Consider the following 22,724-nt stretch of genomic DNA (forward strand, 5'->3'; position numbering starts at 1 on the left):
GGGTGCCCTGACCCGCTCCGACAGGATCGAAGGATCACAGGATGAGAGGACGAGAGGTCGCACACGCGCACTTCCGGCCGAGCGTTGCGCCTCGGCTCGCGAGGCTTCCCCAGGCGCCGGACGTCATCGTGATCGGCTCGGGGGCGGCGGGGATCGCGGCGGCGCGGCGCCTGTCGGAGCGGAGCCTCTCCGTGGCCGTCCTGGAGGCCCGCGACCGTGTCGGCGGGCGGGCCATCACCACGATGCTGCGCGGCCACGCGATCGATCTCGGCGCGCACTGGCTGCATGCGGGCCCGATCAACCCGTTGGTCAGGCTGGGGCACGCGCGGGGCGAACCGCTGCGGCGAGCTCCGCAGGAGAGCCACCTCTGGGTCGGGCGCCGTCCCGGTCGGCCCGGGGAGGCGGCGGCCTCCGCCCGGGCCTTTGCCCTCGCCGACCGCGCCATGACGGCAGGATCCTCCGAGAGCAACCCCGACCGACCCGCGTCCACGGCCCTGCCGCCCGGTCTCGGCCCCTGGGGTGAGCGGGTGGCGCGCGTCCACGGCCTCGTCTCGGGCCGTCCGCTGTCCGAGGTCTCGCTCCACGATTTCCCGAGCCTGGAATACGGCGACAATTATTTCCTCGCCGGCGGCTATGGCGCCTACCTTGCGCGGCTCGCGCATGGGTTGCCGATCGCGCTTCGGAGCCCCGTCACCCGCATCGAGTGGGGCGGACCCGGCATCCGGGTCGCGACGGCGGACGGGCGCAGCCTCTCGGCGCGGGCCGTCGTCATCACGGTGCCCGTGATGGTGCTGCGCGACAGCATCACCTTCGTGCCGGCACTGCCGGCGGCCCCGCGCGGAGCGATCGACGGCTTTCTGTCCGGTCTCTACGAGCATGCGGTGCTGCACTGGCCATCGAGTCCCTTCCGCGGGGCGGACCGGCTCGCGAGCATCGTCGGCGGTCGCCACAAGCCGCCCGGCCTGCTCGCGCGCATCGACGGCACGCCCTTCCACTACTTCGAACTCGATGCCCCCGCGGCGGAGGCGATCGACGCGCGGCGCGGGGGGGCGGACGGCGTGCGGCATCTCGTGCGCGCGGTGCTGGCAGAGCATTTCGGGCATGCCCGCCTGCGCGATCTCACGATCCCGGCGGTCAGCGCGTGGCGGCACGATCCGTGGTCGCGCGGTTCCTGGGCCGTGGTGCCGCCGGGCCATGCCGGAGCGCGGGCGCTCCTCCGCGAGTCGGTCGGCGGCCGTCTCTGGTTCGCGGGCGAGGCCCTGTCTCGCCTGCAATGGGGAACGGTGGGCGGCGCCTACGAGGAAGGGTTGCGAGCAGCCGATGCCATCGCGGACGGAATCCGGGCTGAGGCGGCGTGAGGCGCGCGAATTCGGCGGCGCGCGCATTGCCATGCGCGGCCGGGACGGAGACAAACCCAACTCCGTCGCCGCGAGGGAGAGCGCCGCATGAACTGGGTCGACGCGATCGGCTATCTCGGCACGATCCTCACGATCGCGGCGTCGGCGATGAGCACGATGATCCCGCTGCGCATCGTGGCGCTGCTGGCGAGCTGCGCCGTCATCACCTACGGGTTTCTGATCGGCAGCATGCCCGTGGTGCTGACCGAGTTGATCCAGATTCCGTTCAACGCTTTCCGCCTCTACCAGATGGTCCGCCTCGTCCGCGACGTGGAGCGTGCTGCCGAGGGCGATCTCTCCTTCGACTGGCTGAAGCCGTTCGGCCAGGCGCGGCGGTTCCCCGCGGGCGCGGTCGTGTTCCGCAAGGGCGAGCCGGCGACCGAGATGCTCTACGTGGAGAGCGGCCTTTTCCGGATCCCGGAACAGGCGATCGACGTCCGGCCCGGCGCCATCGTCGGCGAGCTTGGCATGCTTTCGCCGGGCAACCGGCGCACCGGCTCCCTCGTCTGCGTCGAAGCGGGTCAAGCCCGCTGCATCGCCTATTCCGAGGTGAAGCAGCTCTACTACCAGAACCCGGAATTCGGCTTCTATCTCCTGAAGCTCACGAGCGAGCGGCTGTTCCAGGCAACGCGCGACGCGGATCGGCGCGAATCGGTGCCGGCCGGATCCGAGGTGATGTGACGAGGGTCAGTCCGTCTGCCGCATGAAGGTGTCCGGCGTGCCCGTCCCCGCCGTCACGAAGCGGATGTCGCGCGGCTCGCGGCGGGGCGTGTCGACGGAGAGGAAGACCATAGGTTCCTCCAGGATCTCCGGCACCGAATGCACGACGCCGCGCTTGAACACGACGAGCTTGCCCGGGCCGACTTCGACGGGCGCCTCGTCGCCGAACTTCATCCGGCAGCGGCCGGTGAGCACGTAGAGGTACTCGTCGCAACTCGCGTGGGTGTGCGGCGGGGTCGGCTTGTAGACGCGGAAGACCCGGACGCTCGCCGCCGCGTCCTCGGTGAAGCGATGATCCGCGACCATGGTGGCGGAGGTCTCGGGCAGGGCCGCGGCGGCGGCGGCCACGTCGAAGACCGCGTGCGAGAGCCTGTCGCCTGGGGAGGGTTCTGTCGCGCTCACGGGTCTGCTCTCCTCTGCCGAAGCCGCGCCGACGCGTCTCAGAGCATGCTCGGCAGGATGCGGTCCGGCGGCCGGTGCCCGTCCATGAAGGTCTTGATGTTGATGATGACCTTCTCGCCCATGTCGACGCGGCTCTCGAAGGTCGCCGAGCCCATGTGCGGCAGCAGCACCACCTTGCCGGCCCGCGCGAGCTTGACGAGGCGAGGGCTCACGGCGGGCTCCTGCTCGAACACGTCGAGACCGGCCCCGGAAATCTCGCCGGCCTCGATCAGGCGCGCCAGCGCGTTCTCGTCGATCACCTCGCCGCGGGCGGTGTTCACGACGATCGCCTCGGGCTTCAGGAGCTTCAGGCGCCGGGCCGACAGCAGGTGGTAGGTGGCCGGGGTGTGCGGGCAGTTGATCGAGACGATGTCGACCCGCGCCAGCATCTGATCGAGGGATTCCCAGTAGGTCGCGTCGAGGTTCGTCTCGATCGGCGAGGGCACCCTGCGGCGGTTGTGATAGTGGATCTGCAGGCCGAAGGCGCGGGCGCGACGGGCTAGCGCCTGGCCGATTCGGCCCATGCCGACGATGCCGAGCCGCTTGCCGGTGATGCGGCGGCCCAGCATCCAGGTCGGGGACCAGCCCGCGTCCCAGGAATCGTCCGGGATGATGCGCGCGCCCTCGGTGACGCGGCGCGCCACGGCGAGGATCAGGCCCATCGTCATGTCCGCCGTGTCCTCGGTCAGCACGCCCGGCGTGTTCGTGACCGTGATGCCGCGCTCCAGCGCCACGCCGACGTCGATGTGGTCGACGCCGTTGCCGAAATTCGCGATGAGCCGCAGGTTCGGTCCCGCCTGGGCGAGGAGGCCGGAATCGATCTCGTCGGTGACGGTCGGAACGAGCACGTCCGCCTCACGCATCGCCGCGGCCAGCGCCTCCTGCGAGAGCGGCTTGTCCTCGTGGTTGAGGCGGGTGTCGAACAACTCGCGCATGCGCGTCTCGACCACGTCCGGCAGGCGCCGCGTCACCACGACGAGCGGCTTGCGCTTCAACGACGACATGTCTCCTCCCCAGCCGATGGGCGTCCCGGCTCCCGCATCGACGCGTCTCGGGCTTGGCCGGTTCCGCCGACCGTCCCGGCGGGCGGCGATGCGGCTTCAAGCTCCGTTAACCAGTTTCCCGCCAGACAGGACCCGACGGCGCCCGGGGCCGCCCTGGACCGACCCTCCGGCCTCTCTACCAGAGAGGGTGCGGAACACAATGCGGGACGGTGGCCCGGCGCGGCCCGGGCACGGATTTCGGAAGTCTTCCGAGCGCCGAACGGCCCGGAACAGGAGACGGACGATGCGCTCCCTTGCCCTTCTCGCCGCCGGCCTCGCGCTGCTCGCATGCCCGGCCCTGGCGGCGCCTTCGGGCGCCCCCGAGCCCGGCATCGGCCCCGTGACGAAGCTGCCGCTTCCGCGCTACGCCAGCCTCAAGACGGACCGGGTGAACCTGCGCGAAGGGCCATCGAAGGACCACCGCACCCTCTGGGTGTTCCAGCGCGCGGGTCTGCCCGTCGAGATCGTGGCCGAGTTCGAGACGTGGCGCCGGATCCGCGATTCGGAAGGCACCGAGGGCTGGGTCCTGCACTCCCTCCTGTCGGGGCGCCGCACCGCCATCGTCACCGCGCCGAAGGGCGGCGACCGCAGCGCGCCGGTACCCCTGCGCGCCCGGGCCGACGAGGGGGCCGCGGACGAGGCCCGGCTCCAGGCCGGCGTGATCGGGAGCGTGAAGACCTGCACGGGCACGTGGTGCCGCCTGATCGTGGCGCTCCCCGAGAAGCGCGGCGATGTCGACGGCTACATCCGGCAGGACAGGCTCTGGGGCGTCTACCCCAACGAGAAGGTGGAATGAGAAAGGCCCGGTCGCTTGGCGACCGGGCCTTCTCGAAGAACCGTAACGGTTGAGACCGGCGTCTCAGCCCTGGCGGCTGCCGGTGCGGCGGCGCAGCCGCACGATCACCTCGACGCCGGCGATCTCCATGCCTTCCGGCGCGTCGGGCAGCGAATCGACGGTGATGCCGCAATCGGGCATGTCCAGCACCTGTCCCTCGTCCTCGAGGTAGAAGTGATGGTGCTCGCTCGGGTTCGTGTCGAAATAGGCCTTCGACCCGTCCAGCGCGAGTTGCCGCAGCAGGCCCGCTTCCGTGAACTGATGCAGGGTGTTGTAGACCGTGGCGAGCGAGACCGGCACCTTGGCGCGCATGGCCTCGTCGTACAGCATCTCCGCCGTGAGGTGACGGTCGCCGCGGCCGAAGAGCAGCCAGCCGAGGGAGAGACGCTGCCGGGTCGGGCGCAGACCCGCGCGGCGCAGCCGGTCCCGCAGGTCCGAGAGTGGGCAACCACGACGGCCCGCACCGGCGGCCTCGCCCGGGAAGGAGGAGGTCCGGGCGTTGAGCACGGCCTGAAGGGGCACCAGATCGGACATCGGCGGGACTGATCGCTCGCGAACGGATGGAATTTTGCCGCAGAGTATACGGGAGGGGCCTCGCCCCCGCAACCCGAGCGGTTCGCGGGGAGGGCCCGCGCCGAGCGGAATACGGCGCGGTCCCCCATCCAGTGAGACCCGCACCGGTTCGACCGAAGCGGTGCCGTCAGCCCCGGCCGACCACCGGGATGAGGATGGCGATCACCAGGATCGGCAGAGCGAGGCAGGCGAAGGAGAGATGCGCGACGCCGAAGGCGCCCGCGATCGCCCCGATCGCGAAGGCGAGGATCGCGGGCAGCATCCGGCCGATCCGCCCGCGCGCCGCGCCAGCCCCCGTCGTGCCGAGCCGCAGGAGATCGACCGCGTCGATCACGGCCTGGGTCACGTTCACCGTCATCACCGTGGTGGCGGCAAGATGCGCCAGCGCCAGCCGCGCGATGGCGTTCTGGACGCCCATGGCGGCGACGCCCAGCATGCCGACGAGGATGGCGTCGAGACCGTCGGCCGCGCGCAACGGGGAGAGGGCGAGGCCTGCCGCGCCGAACAGGGCGAGCATCACGGCTTCCAGAAGGAGGAGCCAGCGCAGGGTCGCCGCGCCTCGCCGCTCCAGCGCCAGCGTGAGGAGCCGCGTTCCCGCGACGGCGAGGACGAAGGCGGGGAGCGCGAGGAGCTTGGCGATGACGCCGCTCGAGGTGGCGACGAGTTCGGCTCCGATCAGCACGAAATTTCCTGTGACGTGCGAGGTGAACAGGCCGAACAGGGCGACGAAGCCCGCCGCATCGACGAAGCCCGCGACGAAGCCGAGGCCCGCCCCCGTCAGGAGGTCCCTTCGCGCGCGCCGGTCGGGTGCGGCTGCGGTGGGGGCGGCGAGAGCTGGCTGAGCGGAGGCCTGTGAACTCAAGGCTCGATGTCTCCGGGGCGTGCCGGGAACGGGGCACCCGACCGGATGTCTAGCGCAAGCGCGTGCTCTGGAACAATGAATGCCACAAGACGGTAGCTCACGAAGGCCGCTTTGATGGCGCTTATCCCCTGTGCTAACGAGGCCGCGATTTCCGCCGCGCCGGGACCGGGCCCCGCGTGGACGACCGAGAGAACACCCGCGAGCCGAGGACCGTACCGCCTTCATGTCTTCCGACCAGACCGCCCCGTCCGCCCCCGCACGGGCGTCGAGCTACAGCTACGAGGATCTGCTCGCCTGCGGCCGCGGCGAGCTGTTCGGCTCCGGCAACGCGCAGCTTCCGCTGCCGCCGATGCTGATGTTCGACCGCATCACCTCGATCGGGACGGAGGGCGGCGCCTACGGCAAGGGCCATGTCCGGGCCGAGTTCGACATCCGGCCGGATCTCTGGTTCTTCGGCTGTCACTTCCAGGGCGATCCCGTCATGCCGGGATGCCTCGGCCTCGACGCCCTCTGGCAACTCGTCGGCTTCCATCTCGGCTGGCTCGGTTCCCCAGGCCGCGGCCGCGCCCTCGGTGTCGGCGAGGTCAAGTTCACCGATCAGGTGCTGCCCAGCGTCTCCCGCGTGGTCTACAATGTCGACCTGAAGCGCGTCCGGCAGGGCAAGCTCGTCCTCGGCATCGCCGACGGCAACGTCGAGGCCGATGGCAAGCGGATCTATGAGGCCCAGGATCTGCGGGTGGCCCTGTTCCAGTCCTGAGGCGGCACGCGCGCCGCACTCGGTGCGCGACGCACCGGTTGAGATCGGGGCGTCGTCGTCCTAGGTGACCCGAATGAGCGCGGCGCGCAGGCAAGCGCCGTTGCGGAGAAGAACGACTTTCATGCGCCGTGTCGTGATCACCGGGATGGGCATCGTCTCATCCATCGGCAACAACACTCAGGAAGTGCTGGCGTCGCTGCGCGAGGCGCGGTCCGGCATCGTCCGCGCCGAGGCTTACGCGGAGCACGGGTTCCGCAGCCAGGTGGAGGGGGCGCCGAACCTCGACCCCGAGGGCGTGGTGGACCGGCGCGCCATGCGCTTCCACGGCGGCGGCACCGCCTGGAACCACGTCGCGATGGATCAGGCGATCCGGGATGCGGGCCTTGAGGAAGGCGACGTCTCGAACGATCGCACCGGCATCATCATGGGCTCGGGCGGCCCCTCGACGCGGACCATCGTGGAATCGGCCGCGATCGCTCGCGACAAGGGTCCGAAGCGCGTCGGCCCCTTCGCCGTTCCGAAGGCGATGTCCTCGACGGCCTCGGCGACCCTGGCCACGTGGTTCAAGATCAAGGGCGTGAACTACTCGATCTCCTCGGCCTGCGCGACGTCGAACCACTGCATCGGCAACGCCGCCGAAATCATCCAGGGCGGGCGCCAGGACATCATCTTCGCAGGCGGCTGCGAGGATCTCGATTGGACGCTCTCCGTGCTCTTCGACGCGATGGGCGCGATGTCCTCGAAGTACAACGACACGCCGGCCCGGGCCTCCCGCGCCTACGACGCGAACCGCGACGGCTTCGTCATTGCGGGCGGTGCGGGCGTGCTGGTGCTCGAGGAGTACGAGCACGCCAAGGCCCGCGGCGCGCGCATCTACGGCGAGGTCGCCGGCTACGGCGCGACCTCGGACGGGCACGACATGGTGGCCCCGTCGGGCGAGGGCGCCGTGCGCTGCATGCGGCAGGCGCTCTCCGGCCTCAAGGGCGCGCGCATCGATTACATCAACCCGCACGCCACCTCGACCCCGGTCGGCGACGAGAAGGAGATCGAGGCGATCCGTGAGGTGTTCGGCACGGGTGACGCCTGCCCTCCGATCTCGGCGACGAAGTCGCTGACCGGCCACTCCCTCGGTGCGACGGGCGTGCAGGAAGCCATCTACTCGCTTCTGATGATGAACAACGGCTTCATCTGCGAGAGCGCCCATATCGACGATCTCGACCCGGCCTTCGCCGACATGCCGATCCTGCGCGAGCGCCGTGACGGTGCCAAACTCTCGCACGTCCTGTCGAACTCGTTCGGCTTCGGGGGGACCAACGCGACCCTGGTGCTGAAGCACGTCGACGCCTGAAGCGCCGGGCGGTTAACGGAACGGAAATCGGGCGACTGCGTTTTTCCTGCAACACGCAAGGACATTCGCAGATGCTCTGGATCGCCCTCGTGGCTATCGTCGGCGCCACTCTCGTCGGCGCCATATACGCCAAGCAGACGTTGATCGACGACGCCCGGGCCCAGACGCGCGGCTATTTCTGACGCCCGCATCCTCGCTCTCCGACCCGAGCCCTGCCGCGAGGCAGGGCTTTTTGCTGCGCAGGGTCTTCCCCACCGCACCGATGCGCCGGCGGGATTGGACAGGCGCGCGAGCCGCGCGCTAAGCCTCATCCCGGCCAGCCCCGCGGCGGGCGGCGGGCGTAGCAGCGAGGCGGACAGGCGCATGACGGGATTGATGGCGGGCAAGCGCGGCCTGATCTTGGGCGTGGCAAACGATCATTCGATTGCGTGGGGCATCGCCAAGACCCTGCACGAACACGGCGCGCAGCTCGCCTTCACCTATCAGGGCGAGGCTCTCGGTCGTCGCGTCGGGCCGCTCGCAGCCAGGCTCGGCTCCGACATCGTGCTCCCCTGCGACGTCGAGGACCTCGCCTCCGTCGACGCCGTCTTCGCCGGGCTCGACGAGCGCTTCGGGGGCGAGCTCGATTTCGTGGTCCACGCGGTCGGCTTCTCCGACAAGGCGCAGCTGAAGGGCCGCTACGTCGATGTCACGACGCGCGAGAATTTCTCCCGCACCCTGACGATCTCATGCTTCTCCTTCACCGAGATCGCGCAGCGTGCGGCCAAGCGCATGCGCCAGGGCGGCTCGCTCCTCACTCTGACCTACGGCGGCTCAACCCGGGTCATGCCGAACTACAACGTGATGGGCGTCGCCAAGGCGGCGCTCGAGGCCTCCGTGCGCTACCTCGCCGCGGATCTCGGCCCGAACGGCATCCGGGTCAACGCCCTCTCGGCCGGCCCGATGCGGACGCTCGCGGGTGCCGGCATCGCGGATGCCCGGCTGATGTTCAACCACCAGAAGGCGCACGCTCCCCTTCGTCGCACCGTGACGCTGGAGGATGTCGGCGGCTCGGCCCTCTACCTGCTCTCGGATCTCTCCGGCGGCGTGACCGGCGAGGTCCATTTCGTCGATTCCGGCTACAACATCATCTCGATGCCGCGGCCCGACGTGCTGCAGGCGCAGGACGCGGCGGGCGTCGTCGGCGACGAGTGACCGACGACGCGCCTCCGGCCGGCGTGCCTGCAGACCAAGGCCCCGCGCTGCGGCGACCCGCCGGCATCTGTGCCGCTGACAGCGGTCAGGCCGGGCTCTCGCCCCGGCCGCCTCGACGGACCGCACGGCCGACCTCAGGGACTGCCCGGACCCTTGGCGAGGCCCGCCAGGGTGAAAAGGTCGACCGAGAGCTTCGCTCCGACCACGAACGCGTCCGGGATGTTGCGGGTGCGGAACGGGAAGCGGGTCTGGTCCGGGTTGACGATGTACTGCAGATTCGGCGTCAGCCGGATCGCGGGCGTGACCTGGATGCCGTAGTTCAGCTCCATCATGATCTGCTGCCTCGGGATCGACCGCGTGATCCCGAGCGCGTTCTGGGCGAGGTTGATGTTGGCCAGCCCCAGCGGGCTGAACTTCTGCGTGTTGATGACGAAGCCCACCGTGTCGAAGGGCCGGCCCGGGAACGTGCCGGTCTGCAGCGCGCCGATTTCCAGGAAGTAATCCTCGATCAGCCGCCCCGATGTGCCCGCCATCGCCACGCCGAACAGGGTCAGGCCCTGCGGCGCGGTCGGGTCGGGCCGCCAGACCATCTGGTCGAACCGGGCGTAGACGCCGGAGCGCCCGAAGCGGGTGGCCGAGGGCAGGCCGGTCAGGATGGACGCGCCGCCCCGCACGTCGCGGACAGGATCGGGATAGTCCGATGCGTCGTACCAGCCGCCGATGCCGTAATTGCGGGGCAGGACGTCGTTGGCGAAGGTCGTCGAGTAGCCGAGCTCGAACGGCACGATCGCGCCGGTGGCGCCCTTCGTCGAGAAGTCGAGGCCGTTGTCGCCGGGCTGCTGATGCAGCGGATTCACCTCATAGGCGCCGGCATGGAAGAACACCGTGTCGGTGAGCCATGCCTTGGCATGCGCACCCCAACTCGCCACCGGCCAGAACGTGAAATTCGAGGTCTTGAAGACGAAGGTCGGATTGCCGCAGGCCGAATTCGTTTGGAAGTTGCAGTAGATCGGCGAGTTGAGGAAGGCGATGTTCGCGACCAGACGGCCCACTTCGATGTCGAGCCGGTTGTCGAGCAGCTTCTGCTGGTAGCTGAAGAGGGTCAGGCGGGTGGTCTGGCCGCCGCCGAAGATCTCCTGCACGCTGGTGTTGTTGCCGATGAAGTCGTTCGCGAGGCTCCGCCCGTGCCGGTTCGTGACCGCGATGTGGAGCGAGCCGCCGTCGATGCCCGCGAGCCGGTTCAGGTCGGCGTCGAGGCCGAAAAAGAGCTGTCCTGCCCAGGCCGAGCCCTGGCGGATGCCGCCGACGGGGTTGATGGCCCCCTGGCCCGTATAGTTCAGCAGGAGGCTGAGGCCGTTCCCGAGGTCGTAGGTCCCGGGCGCCAGGGTCGGCGGTGTCGCCGTCTGTCCGAGCGTGTCGGCCGCCCCCGCAGCCGTGTCCGCCCCGCCGAAGCCCTGGCCGTCCGGCCGGGGTGGCGGTGCCGCGCGAAGGCGGTTCGCCGGGCGTTGCACGGTCGCGGGGACCGCGATGCCGGTTGTGCCGTCCTGCGGCCCCGTCTGCGCCTGAGCCTCGATCCCACCGGCCGCGCAGAGGCCCAGCGCGGCAAGCCAAGTCCGATGTCCTTTCATGATCGTTCCCCCAGGTGACCCTTGACGGGTTTTGGCCCCGATCTTCGTCGGGCTGACGCATATATTGTATTATGATCTATTTATGCTCACGTGCGGCGAGGCGGATCTGTGTTGGTCAAGACTATATCAGTCTCGCGCGGTGGATCCGTGTCCTGCCGGCCTCATGCCGAACGCTTCTTGAGAAGTCCCACCATGAGCGCGGTCACGACCGTGCCGGCGATGATCGCGATCACGGCACCCGTCAGGTTGGTGACCGCGTTGGGGATCGGCAGGACGAAGAGGCCGCCATGGGGAACCTTCAGTTCGACGCCAAGGCTCAGCGCGAGGGCGCCGGCGACGGCGGAGCCCGCCACCATCGAGGGAATCACCCGCAAGGGGTCGGCTGCAGCGAAGGGGATGGCGCCCTCGGTGATGAAGGCCGCGCCGAGCACGGCTGCCGCACCCCCGGCCTCGCGCTCCGGCGCCGTGAAGCGGCCGGGGAAGAGGCGTGTGGCGAGCGCGATGCCGAGTGGCGGGGTCATGCCGCCGATCATCACCGCCGCCATCGGGGCGTAGATCCCTGACGAGATGAGCGCGGCCGAGGAGGCATACGCCGCCTTGTTGATCGGGCCGCCCATGTCGACGGCCATCATGCCGCCGAGCACGAGGCCGAGGACGAGGGCTCCGGTGCCCTGCATCCCCTTGAGCCAGCTTGTCAGCGCCGCGAGGATCGCGGCCACCGGTACACCGACGACGTAGACCATCAGAAGGCCGGTCACGAGGGTCGCCAGCAGCGGCAGGATCAGAACCGGCTTCAGACCCTCGAGATTCTTGTGCAGGCGGATGTGCCGGTTGAGGAAGCGGGCCGTGTAGCCGGCGATGAATCCCGCCGCGATGCCGCCCAGGAAGCCCGCCTGGAGATTCGCAGCGAGCATCCCGCCGATCATGCCCGGAGCGATGCCGGGCCGGTCGGCGATCGAGTAGGCGATATAGCCGGCGAGGGCTGGGACGATCAGGGCGAAGGCGCCCTTGGCGCCGATCTCGCCGAGCGCGTATCCGAGGGTCCCGGCACGGCCCGGGCTCATCGCATCGATGCCGCCAAAAGCGAAGGCGAGGGCGATCAGGAGGCCGCCCGCCACGACGAAGGGCAGCATGAAGGACACGCCGGTCATCAGGTGCTTGTAGGCGCCGGCCTTCTCCTCGGCGGCTGCCGGCCGGGCCGGACCCTCCGCCTTCGCTCCGGTCTCGCCCGACGCCTGGAGTTGCGCCTCCGACAGCGCGGTCGCGATCAGCCCCTTGCCGTCGCGGATCGCTGCCTTGGTGTTCGTCGCGTAGACCCGTTTGCCGGCAAACCGCGCCCGGTCGACGCCCGTGTCGGCGGCGATCAGCACGATGTCGGCGGCCGCGATCTCGGCCGCCGTCAGCGCGTCGCGCGCGCCGACGGAGCCCTGCGTCTCGACGCGGACGTCGTGGCCGAGGGTCCTGCCGGCGCTCTGGATGCCCTCGGCCGCCATGAAGGTGTGGGCGATGCCCGTGGGGCACGAGGTGATGGCGACGATCCGCTTCGGGCCGGCATCCGCCGCGGCTCTCGAATCGGTACCTGCCGGCGCGTCGCCTGCTCCGCCCAGTACACGGTCGATCACGGCGTTGACGTCGGTCAGCACGTCCTCGATCGCGACCTTGGCCCGGCGCAGCGCCCCGAAACGACCCTCGCCGAGATCGCCGGAGCCGACGAGGAGCACGGCCTCGGCCCGGGCGATGGCAGCTTCCGGCAGCGGGTTTCCGCTCGTGCCGGGCCCGCGCAGTTCGAGCGCGATCGGCTGGTTGCGGCGGCCCGCGGCCTTGCGCAGGGCCTCGACGGCGAGGACGGCGTGGGTCGAGAGGTCGCCGCCTCCCACCACCGCCAAGAGCTGTGCCATGGTTTCCTCCGGGTGATCTGCTCTGGTTCGAAGAGGGAGACGTTCCCTCAGCCTGTCACCGGCTGGACGGAGATGGTCCGCGCGATCGCCTCGATTTCGGCGCGAGCCGGCAGGTTGGCACCGGGCTTGGTGAGCTTGCCGGCGGCGAAGGCCAGGGCGAGCCGGGCGGTGCCTGCGAGGTCGAAGCCGATGTGAAGGGCGGCCACGAGCCCGGCCACGAGCGCGTCCCCGGCCCCGACCGTGCTCGCGACCCGCATCGCGGGCGGGCGCGCATGCAGGGTCTCGTCCTGCGTCGCGAGCAGGGCGCCGTCGGCACCCAGAGACACCACCACGAGGGGGATGCCGCGGGCGACGAGGCTGCGCGCCGCCTCCGCAATCTCGGCGTGCGAGGCGAGGGGCCGGCCGGCCCATTCCTCCAACTCGTGCCGGTTCGGCTTCACGAGGTGCGGCAGAGCCGCCGGATCGGCTGCGAGGGCCGCTGTGAGCGCGGCGCCCGACGCGTCGAGGACGACCCGGGCGCCGCGCGCCTTCAGGTCCCGGGTCAGGCGGGCGTAGGTCTCGGGCGGCAGGGTGCCTGGCAGGCTGCCGGCGAGCACCACGAGCGTATCCCGCGCCACCATGTCGACGAGCACGGCGCGCACCGCGTCGAGGGTGCCGGGCGTCACCGCCAGTCCCGGCAGATTCACGTCCGTGGTCTCGCCCGTGGCGAGGTCCAGAAGCTTCAGGTTCGTCCGGGTCTCCCCGGGGATCCAGCAGAAGCGGTCGTCGATGCCCTTCTCCGCGAGGCACTGCTCGAAGGGCGCGGCGTTGTCCTGGCCGAGGATGCCGGTGGCTGCGACCGGGATGCCCCAATCGGCGAGGCAGCGGGCGACGTTGACGCCCTTGCCGCCCGCATCCGTGCGCACCGCCTTCGCCCGATGCACGGCGCCCGGCACGAGACGCTCCAGAGTGACGCTCTCGTCGATCGCCGGGTTGAGGGTGAGGGTGACGACGGCACTCACGCGACACCCCCGATCTCGGGCTTGTCGAGGGCGCGGACCGCGGCGGCGTCCTCCTGCTCGCAGGCCCGGGCGGCGAGCGCCCGCAATTCGCCCATCTCGACGGAGCGCAGCCGCGCCTTCACGCCGGGCAGGTCGCGGGGCGTCATCGAGAGCTCGTGGACGCCGAGGCCGGCCAGCAGGCAGGCCCCGAACGGATCGCCCGCGATTCCGCCGCAGACGCCGACGAAGCGCTTGTGCCGGGCGGCGCCCTCGCAGGTCATGTGGATGAGGCGCAGTACCGCCGGGTGCAGCGAGTCGGCCTCAGGTGCGAGGTCGGTGTTCTGCCGGTCGATCGCGAGCGCGTATTGCGTCAGGTCGTTGGTGCCGATCGAGAAGAAGTCGCAATGCCGGGCGAGTGCGTCCGCCTGGATCGCGGCGGCCGGCACCTCGATCATGATGCCGAGGGGCACCTCCGGCGCGCCGATCTCGCTGCGGATGCGCTCGCAGATCGCGCGCAGGCGCAGCACCTCGGGCACCGAGGTGATCATCGGCATCATGATGGAGAGCGGTGCGTCCTTGCCCGTGGGGGCGCTCGGCGCCACACACTCCCTGGCCGCCCGGTAGAGGGCGCGCAATTGCGGCTCCATCAGGTCCGGCCGGCGCAGCAGCAGGCGGGCGCCGCGCACGCCGAGAAAGGGATTCTCCTCCCGCGGCAGGTGGAGATGGGCGACCTGCTTGTCGCCGCCGATGTCCAGGGTGCGCACGATGAGCGGGCGCCCGTCGAGCGCCTTCAGCATGGCGCGGTAGGTCTCGAACTGGTCGTCCTCGCCGGGCGTGTCTCCGCGCTCCAGGAACAGGAACTCGGTGCGCATCAGGCCGACGCCCTCGGCGCCCTGGTCGAGGGCGAAGGGGACCTGTTCCGGATTGTTGACGTTGGCGCCGATGGCGACGGCATGCCCGTCGCGGGTGCGGGCGGGCAGCGCCCGCTCGCGGGCCTCTTCCTCCGCCTTCTCGCGCTGGCGCTCGCGCCATGCGGCGGCCGAGGCGACGTCGCCCGCGCTGGGGCTGAGATAGAGGCGGCCGGTGGTGCCGTCGAGGATGGCCTCGGTGCCGTTCGCGAGCCCGAGGAGAGCGGCGCCCCCCGCCACCATGGCGGGGATGCCGAGGGTGCGCGCCAGGATCGCGGTGTGGGAGGTCGGACCGCCCTGCGCGGTGGCGAGCCCGATGACGCGGGCGGGGTCGAGGCCGGCCGTATCGGACGGCGCGAGGTCGGGCGCGATCAGGATGCAGGGCTCGTCCGGCAGGTCGTGCCCGCTTTTCAACGCCGGATCGATCTGGGCGAGCACCCGGCGGCCGACATCGCGGAGATCCGCGGCGCGGCCCGCGAGGACCGGGTTGCCGAGCGCCGAGAGCTGGCCGGCGAGCCGGTCGACCGCCCGGTCCCAGGCATAGGCGACGCCGTGACCCTCGACCATGAGCTGGCAGGCGAGCGTGATGAGGTCGGTGTCGGCGATGAGGTCGGCCTGCGCCTTGAAAATGCCCGCATCCGCCTTGCCAAGGCGGCGCTCGGTGTCGTCGGCGAGCGCCTTGAGTTGATCGGTGGTCGCGGCCAGCGCGGCGTGAAGGCGGTCACCCCCGCTCGTCAGGGGCTCCGGCTCGTCCGGCACGGCGATCTCGGTCGCAGCGAGAACGTGGACCGGGCCGATCGCGATGCCGGGGCTCGCGCCGATGCCGGGCTGGATGCGGGGCTTGTCCGCAGGGTTCCAGCCGGCGACCGGGCCGGCAGCCTTGGCGGCGGCCTCGGCCGCCCGCTGGGCTGCCGCCTTCTCGCCGGCGCTGAGGCCCGTGACGGCGGCGCACATCTTCGCGAGTGCACCGGCCTCGTCGTCCCCCTCGGCGGAGATCACGACCTCGTCGCCGCAGCGCAGACCCAATTGCAGAAGCGCGATCAGGTTCTTGGCATCGGCCACTTGCGCCGCGTGGCGGACCTGGATCCGCGCGGCGCAGGCGCGCGCCGTCTCGACCCAGTGCGAGGCGGGGCGCGCGTGCAGGCCGGTCGGATAGTCGACCGTCCAATCGAAGCGCTGGCTCAGGTCGGTGGCGGGACGGGAAGCGGACGGCGCCGCCGAATCCTCGGTGAGCGCCTCGGCGATGTCCTCCTGGCACGTCGTTGCGCGCAGGTGCTCCAGCCGGGCTTCGTCCTGGATCAGGCGTGTCAGGCGGCGCAGGATCGTGATGTGGGTGTCGGACTGGGCCGCGATGGCGACGATCAGGTGGGCCGTCTGCCCATCGTGCCATTCAAGGCCGCCGGGGACCTGCAGCACGGCGAGCCCACTCTGCCGGACGAGGTGCCGGTCATCGACCATGCCGTGCGGGATGACGACACCGTGACCGAGGTAGGTGTTGGCGACCTCTTCCCGCCGCAGCATGCTCTCGCCGTAGACCGGATCGATGCAGCCGGCCGCGCTGAGAAGCTGGGCCGCCTCGCGAATGGCGGCCTCCTTGTCCTTCGGCGCGGTGCCCATGCGGATGAGCAGACGGGGCGCCAAACTGGGCGTCGGTGCGAGCATGGCGTGCTCCTCCCGGATCGTTGTCCGAATTCGGTGTTGAGCTGACTGAAAACGTTTTCAGTGATCATGTCAACACTCACGCACGTTCACGCATTCGCGAGGTCTTGCCGCAGATCGCCGCCCATGGCAGAAGCGGTTGTATGGCGCTGCAAACGTTTCCTGTTCCATGAGTGTCGGCATCCGGGATGTGGCCCGCGCGGCGGGCGTGTCGACGGCGACGGTGTCGCGTGCGCTCGGGCGCGGGCCGGTCAGCGACGCGCTGCGCGAGCAGGTCGAGGCAGCGGTGCGCGCCACCGGTTACAGGCCCAATCTCTCGGCACGGCGGCTGCGCTCGCAGGCGACGCAGACGATCGGCCTGATCGTCGCCGACATCCGCAACCCGTTCTTCACTGCGGTGAGCCGGGCAGTGGAGGACGCGGCCTATCAGGCGGGCATGCGCGTCATCCTCTGCAACACCGACGAGGATGCCGAGCGCGAGGCCCTGTACCTGCGCCTGATGCAGGAGGAGCGGGTCACCGGCGTGATCTTCGCGCCGACGCGGGCCACGGCTCAGGCGATGCGGGCGGGCAGTCTCGACTTTCCCGTCGTTCTCATCGACCGCTCGGGGCCGCCTGGTGCCCATGACAGCGTCGTCCTCGACAATGCGGCAGCCTCCGCCGCCCTCGTCGACCATCTCGTCGCGCAGGGCTACGCGCGGATCGGCGGCGTGTTCGGCTCCACGAGCTCGACCGCGCAGGAGAGGCGTGCCGGCTACGAGGCGGCCATGGGCCGCCACGGCCTCGAGCCCGCGGCCCGCGCCTGCGCGCCGAACGCCCTCGCCGCGGAGGCGGAAGCCGGCCGCTGGCTCGCGGAGGACGATCGGCCGGAGGCGCTGATCCTCTCGAACGGGCTGATGCTGATGGGCGCGGTGCGGGCAGCCCGCACGCTCGCCCTGCCGATCCCCGGCGCGCTGGCGCTGGCGGGCTTCGACAACGAGCCCTGGACGGAACTCCTCGACCCCGGCCTCACCGTGATCGAGCAGCCGGTGGCCGAGATCGGCGCGCAGGCGATGAGCCTGCTCTTCGACCGGCTGAAGAGCCCGGACCAGCCCGTGCGCAAGGTGGTGCTGAGCGGACGGACGGTGCTGCGCGGCTCGACGCGGAAGCCCTGATCAGCGCAGCTGCGGGCTGCGGCTCCCCAGACGCAGAAGAATCGCGACCGGGATCAGCCCGACCAGCACGATGAGGAGGGCGGCGACCGCCCCGTCCTCGTAGGTGCCGCGGGCGGCCTCGCCGTAGAGGTGGGTCGCGAGCGTCTCGACGTTGAGCGGACGCAGGAGGAGGGTTGCCGGCAACTCCTTCACGCAATCCACGAAGACGAGGAGGGCGCCACTCACGAGCGCCGGCCAAGTGAGCGGCAGTTGCACCCGGGCGAGCGTCGCGACAGGCCCGCGCCCCAGCATGCGCGCCGCATCGGGCAGGGACCCCGGCACCCGCGACAGGCCCGCCTCGCAGGTGCCGATCGCCACGGCCAGAAAGCGCAAGAGGTAGGCGGTGACGAGCGCCCCGCCGGTGCCGAGGCCGATCAGCGCGGGGGCCGCGCCGAAGACCGCGGTCGAGGCGGCGGCGAGTGCCGAATCGGCCGTGGCGAGAGGGCCGAGCAGGCCGATGGCGAGGATCGTTCCCGGCAGGGCGTAGCCGAGGCTCGCGACCCGGATCAGGGCCGTCCCCGCCCGCCGGGCGATCAGCCGCGGGCTCGCCGCCACGACGAAGCCGACCGCGCCCGCGATCAGCGTCGCCGCACCGGCGTAGAGCACGGTGCTGAAGATCTCGGCCGGCAGCGTCTCGGGCAGGCCGGCGCGCGCGATCCGTCCCGCGGCGGAAGCGGCGAGATATCCCGCCGGGATCAAGAAGCCGAGGGCGACGGGAGCGAGGCCGAGGAGGAAGGCCGCAGCGGCGTGAGGCCCCCTCAAGCGTGTGCGCGTGAGGCTCCGAGGGCGTTGGGCCGTACCGGCGAAGCCGCGCCCGCGCCGGGCCCAGCGCTCGGCGACGACGAGGCCGATCACGACGAGGAGCATCACGAGGGCGATCTGCGCGGCGCCCGGCAGGTCCGAGCGGTTGATCCAGGTGGCGTAGACCTGGACCGTGAGGGTGCGCACGCCCAGGAACTCGGCCGCGCCGATGTCGTTCAGCGCCTCCATCAGGGCGAGGCTCGTGCCGAGCGCCACCGCCGGCCGGGCCATCGGCAGCGCGACGCGGGCGAAGACGGCGCGCGGGCTGTGACCGAGGGTGCGTGCGGCCTCCAGGAGATTGGCCGCCTGCATCAGGAAGAGCGCCCGCGTCGGCAGATAGACGTAGGGGTAGAGCACGAAGCCGAGGAGCAGGATGCAGCCGGGCAGCGACCGCAGCTCGGGCAATCGCAAATCGCGCGGACTGGCGATTCCGAGGAGGTCGCGCAGACCGGACTGGACCGGTCCGAGCGGGTGCAGAAGGTCGAGATAGGCGAAGGCGACGATGTAGGTCGGGACCGCGAGCGGCAGCAGCAATCCGATCTCCAAGAGGCGCCGCCCGGGAAAGTCGTAGGCCGCGACGAGCCACGCCGCCCCGGTGCCGATCAGCGTGACCGCGAGCCCCACGCCGGCGAGAAGCCCCGCCGTCTGCAGGACCGCCTGCGGCAGCACGTATTCGAGGAGGTGCGGCCAGAGTTCCCCCGAGCCCTGCAGCGCGGCGTGCCCCAGCGAGACGAGCGGGCTCAGCACGAGCCCCGTCAAGGCCAGGGCGGCGAGCGCCCAGGCGAGGGGAGGGGACCGCAGGGGCTGGGTGAGCGGCAGGCTCATGGAACGGGCCGGATGTCCGGATTCATCTTCGCGTCACCGGCCGAGGACAGGGACACCGGACGGACGCTTCCTGCCCATACGGGGTGGAGAAGCCCGTCAATTGTCGAAGCCGACCTTGTCGACGAGGAGGCTCGCGGCCTTGCGGTTGCGGGCGATCTCGGCGATCGGCGTATCGTCGATCTTGAGCGTCCCGAGCTCGACGAGGAGCGGGTCGACCGGCGCGCCCGGCTTCACCGGATACTCGTAATCGGTCTTGGCGTAGATGCCCTGCGCCTCGTCGGACACGAGATACTCGAGGAGCTTCACCGCCTCGTCGCGGTTCGGCGCATTCTTCGCCACCGCGGCGCCGGAGACGTTCACGTGCGTGCCGCCGTTCTCGAAGGTCGGCAGCACGACGCGGATCGCCTCGCCCCACTTCTTCTGCTCGGGGCCGCCGCGGCCCGAACGCATCAGCCCGACGTAGTAGGAATTGCCGAGGCCGATCTCGCAGGTCTCGGCCAGGATGTCGCGCGCCACGTCCCGGTCGCCGCCGGCGGGCTTCTTGGCGAGGTTCGCCTTGATGCCGCGCAGCCAAGCCTCCGTGTTCTCCGGGCCGTGCTTGACGAGATAGTGCGCGATCAGCGCCGTGTTGTAGGGGTGCTGGCCCGACCGCAGGCAGATCTTGCCCTTCCATTTCGGGTCGGCGAGGTCCTCGTAGGCAAGTGCCTTGAGGTCGGCGAAGTCCTTGGCGTCGGTGTAGGCGACGCGGGCGCGCGTGGAGAGCGCGAACCAGCGCCCCTCGGAATCGCGCAGCGAGGCCGGCACGGCCGCTTCCAGGGTCGAGGACTTCACCGGCTGTGCGAGGCCGCGATCCACGATCTCGATCAGGTTGCCGATATCGACCGTCATCAGGATGTCGGCGTTGGCGCGCTCGCCCTCCGCCGCCACGCGCTCGGCAAGGCCCTTCTCGACGAAGACGGTGTTCACCTTCACGCCCGATTTCGTCGTGTAGGCGTCGAGCAAGGGGCGGATCAGGCCGGGCTCGCGGGTGGTGTAGAGGTTGACCTCCGCCGCCTGCACCATCCCGGCAGACAGCAGACCCCCGCATGCCACGGCAATTCTCGCGACCGAGCCCAACATGATGCGTTCCCCAGCTTCGTTGCAGGAGCAAGGGAGGCATCGCGCAAGAAAAAGCAAGCACGAAGTCTTTGAATTAAAACGATTAAAAACTATTCCGCCGAGATGAGCACAGACTTCATGCGACTCGATCGAGCGGGCGGTTTAATCCCGCGCGAGGTCGAAAATCAGCGGCGACCCGCGCAGCACGAGACCGACCGGATCTCCCGGGCGCATCGGGTCGTCGGGGTGTGCTGCGAGGCTGAAGGGAGCCGCGATGCCATCGACCGCGATCTCGAGCGCCACGGTCGCGCCGAGGAAGCTGCGCCTGACGACGCGGCCCGGCGTTCCGTGGCCCGGCTCGGCAAGCCTGATCGTCTCCGGGCGCAGGCAGGCGAGGCGATTCGCGCCTTCGGGGGCACCTCCCGCGTCGAGGAGGCCGAAGGGGGTCTCGAGGTTTCCGCTGCGGCAGCGGGCGGGCATCTCGACGAGATCGCCGAAGAAGCGCGCCGCGAAGCGGGAGTTCGGCCGCTCGTAGAGATCCTCGCCCGTGCCGACCTGCACGATGCGACCGGACCGCATCAACGCGATCCGGTCACAGAAGGCGAGCGCCTCCTCGGGGTCGTGCGTGACGAGGAGCGTCGTCGTGCCAGTCTCGCGAAGGAGCCCGAACGTGTCGGCCCGAACCCGGTCGCGGGTGCGTCGATCGAGGTTGGAGAAGGGCTCGTCGAGGAGGAGGATGCGCGGACCCGGCGCCAGTGCCCGGGCGAGCGCTACGCGCTGGCCCTCGCCGCCCGACAGGGTTGCCGGGTAGCTCTCGGTCCGCTTCGCGAGCCCGACCTGCTCCAGCCGGCCCGCGGCGATCGCCCGGGCCTCGGTCCGCGATCGGCCACTGAGGCCGAAACGCACGTTCTCGCCGACCGTGAGGTGCGGGAACAGGGCGTAGTCCTGGAACATCAAGCCGATGCCGCGGGCTTCCGGCGGCACGCTCGCATCGACCGGCCGGCCGTCGAGGCGCACGGTGCCCGCGTCCGCGAATTCGAGGCCCGCCACCACGCGCAGCAACGTGCTCTTGCCGCAGCCGGAATCGCCGAGAAGCGCCACGATCTCGCCCGCGCGCACCACGAGCGAGACGCCTTCCAGGGCCTGGACGGTACCGAAGCGACGGTCGACGCCGACAAGTTCCAGTCGAGGCGGCTCGGGCCCGGCATCGGCGGCTTGAAAATTCATCGGTGGGTCCGGCGGATCGATCCCGGCTCCTTAAACCATGAGCGGGCGCAAGCAACGCGCGCGAAGCGCCCCTGCATGCTAGCGTGGCTCGGGGAGCGTCGAATGGGGCAGGGGGGCGATCGGTCGGGAACGGGCGTAGGCGGCGCGCTCCCGCGCTTTCTGCTCCTCTACGGGCTCCTCTACGCGGCCTATGGCTGCCTCTCGCCGATCCTGCCGAACTTCCTCGCGGCGCGCGGCCTCTCGGCCCGTGACATCTCGCTGGTGCTCGCGGGCGCGCTTCTCGTGCGCCTCGCCGCCGGCCCGCTGGCGGGGCGCTTCGCCGACCGGCGCGGCACGGGGCGCGGCATCCTGGCGGCTGCGGCGGCGATCGCGGGATTGGCCGCCCTCGCGCATCTGCCCGGGCAGGGCTTCCTCGTCCTTCTCACGGTCGGGCTCGTCTACGCGCTTGCGACCGCGCCGCTGGCGCCGCTCGCCGACGCCCTCGCCCTCGGTGCCGCCGAGGGCGGGCGCGCCTTCCAGTACGGCTGGGTCCGGGGCGCGGGAGCCGCCGCCTTCATCGGCGCGGCGAGCCTCGGCGGATGGCTCATCGCCGGCCACGGCCTCGCGGCCGCGGTCGCCGCGGGCGGCATCCTGTTCTGCGCCACGGCGCTCGCCGCCCGGCTCGTGCCCGCGGGCACACCCGCCGCGACGGAGCCGGGCGCCACGGTGGGGCTCTGGCAGGGTTTCTTCACGCTGCTCCGCAGCGGCGCCTACCGGCGCATCCTCCTCGTCGCGGCCCTCGTCGTCGGTGCGCACGCCATGCACGACACCTTCACGATGATCCTCTGGCGCGAGGCGGGGATCGGCGCGGGGCTCGCGGGCCTGCTCTGGTCGGAGGCGGTCGCGGCGGAAGTTCTGGTGTTCCTGCTCGCCGGACCGTGGCTGATCGGACGGCTCGGGCCGGGCCTCTGCCTCGCGCTTGCCGCCGGGGCCGGTGCCCTGCGCTGGGCCGTGACCGCCGAGACCGTCGCGCTGCCTGCGGTTGCCGCGATCCAAGTGCTGCACGGTCTCACATTCGCGCTCCTGCACCTCGCCTGCCTCAACCTGATCGCGGCCAACATCGCGCCCGGTCTTCGCGCGACGGCGCTGACCCTCTACGGGAGTCTCGGCGTCGGCCTCGCGACGGCGCTGCTGACGCTCGCTGCCGGCAGCCTCTACGCGACGTTCGGGGCTCGCGCCTTCTGGGCGATGGCGGCCCTCAGCCTCGCTGCAGTGCCGGTCGGGCTGAGCTTGCGCGCAACGAAGAGCCCGCCGTTCTCTGGAACGGGAACTGTACATATATAGAACAAACGGCAGACA

19 protein-coding genes are annotated in these 22,724 nt (G+C 70.8%); 8 read left to right on the forward strand and 11 right to left on the reverse strand.

Annotated features, from left to right (window positions below; all coding sequences use genetic code 11):
- Positions 1 to 41: 41 nt before the first annotated feature.
- Both J2X36_RS16845 and J2X36_RS16850 read left to right on the forward strand, forming a co-directional pair.
- A complete protein-coding gene (locus J2X36_RS16845; protein WP_310351790.1) occupies positions 42 to 1,358 on the forward strand; it encodes an NAD(P)/FAD-dependent oxidoreductase in 1,317 nt (438 codons plus the stop codon).
- Between the two features lie 87 nt (positions 1,359 to 1,445).
- Positions 1,446 to 2,078: a cyclic nucleotide-binding domain-containing protein gene (locus J2X36_RS16850; protein WP_132249848.1), complete on the forward strand. Its 633-nt coding sequence runs from the start codon at positions 1,446 to 1,448 to the stop codon at positions 2,076 to 2,078.
- A gap of 6 nt (positions 2,079 to 2,084) precedes the next feature.
- Here the strand turns inward: J2X36_RS16850 and J2X36_RS16855 are convergent, their stop codons facing one another.
- The gene (locus tag J2X36_RS16855) at positions 2,085 to 2,519 is read right to left on the reverse strand and encodes a cupin domain-containing protein (RefSeq protein WP_132249846.1); all 435 of its coding nucleotides are present in this window, start codon (positions 2,517 to 2,519) and stop codon (positions 2,085 to 2,087) included.
- Positions 2,520 to 2,557: 38 nt separating this feature from the next.
- Positions 2,558 to 3,562, reverse strand: a complete 1,005-nt coding sequence (locus tag J2X36_RS16860; protein ID WP_132249844.1) for a D-glycerate dehydrogenase — start codon at positions 3,560 to 3,562, stop codon at positions 2,558 to 2,560.
- A 283-nt stretch (positions 3,563 to 3,845) separates the two neighbouring features.
- Here J2X36_RS16860 and J2X36_RS16865 point away from each other — a divergent pair, with 283 nt between their 5' ends.
- On the forward strand, positions 3,846 to 4,397 hold the full coding sequence (locus tag J2X36_RS16865) for an SH3 domain-containing protein (RefSeq protein ID WP_132249842.1): 552 nt from the start codon (positions 3,846 to 3,848) through the stop codon (positions 4,395 to 4,397).
- 63 nt (positions 4,398 to 4,460) lie between these two features.
- On the opposite strand, the gene irr is transcribed toward J2X36_RS16865, so the two are convergent.
- Positions 4,461 to 4,970, reverse strand: a complete 510-nt coding sequence (irr, locus tag J2X36_RS16870) for a Fur family transcriptional regulator Irr (RefSeq protein WP_310351796.1) — start codon at positions 4,968 to 4,970, stop codon at positions 4,461 to 4,463.
- A 166-nt stretch (positions 4,971 to 5,136) separates the two neighbouring features.
- Positions 5,137 to 5,871 carry a YoaK family protein gene (locus tag J2X36_RS16875; protein ID WP_245516389.1) on the reverse strand — a complete coding sequence of 245 codons (735 nt, stop codon included), beginning with the start codon at positions 5,869 to 5,871 and terminating at the stop codon, positions 5,137 to 5,139.
- 223 nt (positions 5,872 to 6,094) lie between these two features.
- Here J2X36_RS16875 and fabA point away from each other — a divergent pair, with 223 nt between their 5' ends.
- The 3 genes from fabA (at position 6,095) to fabI (ending at position 9,170) form a co-directional block, all read left to right on the forward strand.
- A complete protein-coding gene (gene fabA / locus J2X36_RS16880; RefSeq protein WP_132249836.1) occupies positions 6,095 to 6,628 on the forward strand; it encodes a 3-hydroxyacyl-[acyl-carrier-protein] dehydratase FabA in 534 nt (177 codons plus the stop codon).
- Between the two features lie 121 nt (positions 6,629 to 6,749).
- Positions 6,750 to 7,976, forward strand: coding sequence for a beta-ketoacyl-ACP synthase I (gene fabB, locus J2X36_RS16885; RefSeq protein ID WP_132249834.1), 1,227 nt, complete (start codon positions 6,750 to 6,752; stop codon positions 7,974 to 7,976).
- A gap of 363 nt (positions 7,977 to 8,339) precedes the next feature.
- A complete protein-coding gene (gene fabI, locus J2X36_RS16890) occupies positions 8,340 to 9,170 on the forward strand; it encodes an enoyl-ACP reductase FabI (protein ID WP_132249832.1) in 831 nt (276 codons plus the stop codon).
- A 134-nt stretch (positions 9,171 to 9,304) separates the two neighbouring features.
- Here fabI and J2X36_RS16895 read toward each other — a convergent pair whose 3' ends face one another.
- From J2X36_RS16895 to ptsP, 4 genes are all read right to left on the reverse strand, one after another.
- A complete protein-coding gene (locus J2X36_RS16895; RefSeq protein WP_310351806.1) occupies positions 9,305 to 10,798 on the reverse strand; it encodes a carbohydrate porin in 1,494 nt (497 codons plus the stop codon).
- A 161-nt stretch (positions 10,799 to 10,959) separates the two neighbouring features.
- A complete protein-coding gene (locus tag J2X36_RS16900; RefSeq protein ID WP_310351808.1) occupies positions 10,960 to 12,696 on the reverse strand; it encodes a fructose-specific PTS transporter subunit EIIC in 1,737 nt (578 codons plus the stop codon).
- A gap of 47 nt (positions 12,697 to 12,743) precedes the next feature.
- Positions 12,744 to 13,697, reverse strand: coding sequence for a 1-phosphofructokinase (pfkB, locus tag J2X36_RS16905; RefSeq protein WP_310351809.1), 954 nt, complete (start codon positions 13,695 to 13,697; stop codon positions 12,744 to 12,746).
- Positions 13,694 to 16,246: a phosphoenolpyruvate--protein phosphotransferase gene (gene ptsP / locus J2X36_RS16910; RefSeq protein ID WP_310351811.1), complete on the reverse strand. Its 2,553-nt coding sequence runs from the start codon at positions 16,244 to 16,246 to the stop codon at positions 13,694 to 13,696. Before ptsP ends, pfkB begins: the two co-directional genes overlap by 4 nt.
- A gap of 166 nt (positions 16,247 to 16,412) precedes the next feature.
- Between ptsP and J2X36_RS16915 the strand changes: the two genes are divergently transcribed.
- On the forward strand, positions 16,413 to 17,396 hold the full coding sequence (locus J2X36_RS16915) for a LacI family DNA-binding transcriptional regulator (protein ID WP_310351814.1): 984 nt from the start codon (positions 16,413 to 16,415) through the stop codon (positions 17,394 to 17,396).
- Here the strand turns inward: J2X36_RS16915 and J2X36_RS16920 are convergent, their stop codons facing one another.
- The 3 genes from J2X36_RS16920 to J2X36_RS16930 form a co-directional block, all read right to left on the reverse strand.
- Positions 17,397 to 19,061, reverse strand: coding sequence for an iron ABC transporter permease (locus J2X36_RS16920; RefSeq protein ID WP_310351816.1), 1,665 nt, complete (start codon positions 19,059 to 19,061; stop codon positions 17,397 to 17,399).
- A 96-nt stretch (positions 19,062 to 19,157) separates the two neighbouring features.
- Positions 19,158 to 20,123: an extracellular solute-binding protein gene (locus tag J2X36_RS16925; RefSeq protein ID WP_310351882.1), complete on the reverse strand. Its 966-nt coding sequence runs from the start codon at positions 20,121 to 20,123 to the stop codon at positions 19,158 to 19,160.
- A 198-nt stretch (positions 20,124 to 20,321) separates the two neighbouring features.
- Complete coding sequence (locus J2X36_RS16930) at positions 20,322 to 21,386, reverse strand: ABC transporter ATP-binding protein (RefSeq protein ID WP_310351819.1); 1,065 nt, start codon at positions 21,384 to 21,386, stop codon at positions 20,322 to 20,324.
- 102 nt (positions 21,387 to 21,488) lie between these two features.
- Here J2X36_RS16930 and J2X36_RS16935 point away from each other — a divergent pair, with 102 nt between their 5' ends.
- Positions 21,489 to 22,709: an MFS transporter gene (locus tag J2X36_RS16935; RefSeq protein WP_310351821.1), complete on the forward strand. Its 1,221-nt coding sequence runs from the start codon at positions 21,489 to 21,491 to the stop codon at positions 22,707 to 22,709.
- Positions 22,710 to 22,724 lie beyond the last annotated feature (15 nt).

The sequence above is a fragment of the Methylobacterium sp. BE186 genome (genome assembly GCF_031457035.1).
Lineage (GTDB): Bacteria > Pseudomonadota > Alphaproteobacteria > Rhizobiales > Beijerinckiaceae > Methylobacterium > Methylobacterium segetis.

Excerpts from the sequence above, each read along its gene's own strand:
- J2X36_RS16895 (WP_310351806.1), bottom strand. The coding sequence starts at position 10,798 with ATGAAAGGACATCGGACTTGGCTTGCCGCGCTGGGCCTCTGCGCGGCC.
- J2X36_RS16925 (WP_310351882.1), bottom strand. The coding sequence starts at position 20,123 with ATGGTGCAGGCGGCGGAGGTCAACCTCTACACCACCCGCGAGCCCGGC.
- J2X36_RS16900 (WP_310351808.1), bottom strand. The coding sequence starts at position 12,696 with ATGGCACAGCTCTTGGCGGTGGTGGGAGGCGGCGACCTCTCGACCCAC.
- J2X36_RS16845 (WP_310351790.1), top strand. The coding sequence starts at position 42 with ATGAGAGGACGAGAGGTCGCACACGCGCACTTCCGGCCGAGCGTTGCG.
- J2X36_RS16930 (WP_310351819.1), bottom strand. The coding sequence starts at position 21,386 with ATGAATTTTCAAGCCGCCGATGCCGGGCCCGAGCCGCCTCGACTGGAA.
- J2X36_RS16860 (WP_132249844.1), bottom strand. The coding sequence starts at position 3,562 with ATGTCGTCGTTGAAGCGCAAGCCGCTCGTCGTGGTGACGCGGCGCCTG.
- fabA (WP_132249836.1), top strand. The coding sequence starts at position 6,095 with ATGTCTTCCGACCAGACCGCCCCGTCCGCCCCCGCACGGGCGTCGAGC.
- J2X36_RS16915 (WP_310351814.1), top strand. The coding sequence starts at position 16,413 with ATGAGTGTCGGCATCCGGGATGTGGCCCGCGCGGCGGGCGTGTCGACG.
- J2X36_RS16850 (WP_132249848.1), top strand. The coding sequence starts at position 1,446 with ATGAACTGGGTCGACGCGATCGGCTATCTCGGCACGATCCTCACGATC.
- fabI (WP_132249832.1), top strand. The coding sequence starts at position 8,340 with ATGACGGGATTGATGGCGGGCAAGCGCGGCCTGATCTTGGGCGTGGCA.
- J2X36_RS16935 (WP_310351821.1), top strand. The coding sequence starts at position 21,489 with ATGGGGCAGGGGGGCGATCGGTCGGGAACGGGCGTAGGCGGCGCGCTC.
- fabB (WP_132249834.1), top strand. The coding sequence starts at position 6,750 with ATGCGCCGTGTCGTGATCACCGGGATGGGCATCGTCTCATCCATCGGC.
- J2X36_RS16865 (WP_132249842.1), top strand. The coding sequence starts at position 3,846 with ATGCGCTCCCTTGCCCTTCTCGCCGCCGGCCTCGCGCTGCTCGCATGC.
- irr (WP_310351796.1), bottom strand. The coding sequence starts at position 4,970 with ATGTCCGATCTGGTGCCCCTTCAGGCCGTGCTCAACGCCCGGACCTCC.
- ptsP (WP_310351811.1), bottom strand. The coding sequence starts at position 16,246 with ATGCTCGCACCGACGCCCAGTTTGGCGCCCCGTCTGCTCATCCGCATG.
- J2X36_RS16920 (WP_310351816.1), bottom strand. The coding sequence starts at position 19,061 with ATGAGCCTGCCGCTCACCCAGCCCCTGCGGTCCCCTCCCCTCGCCTGG.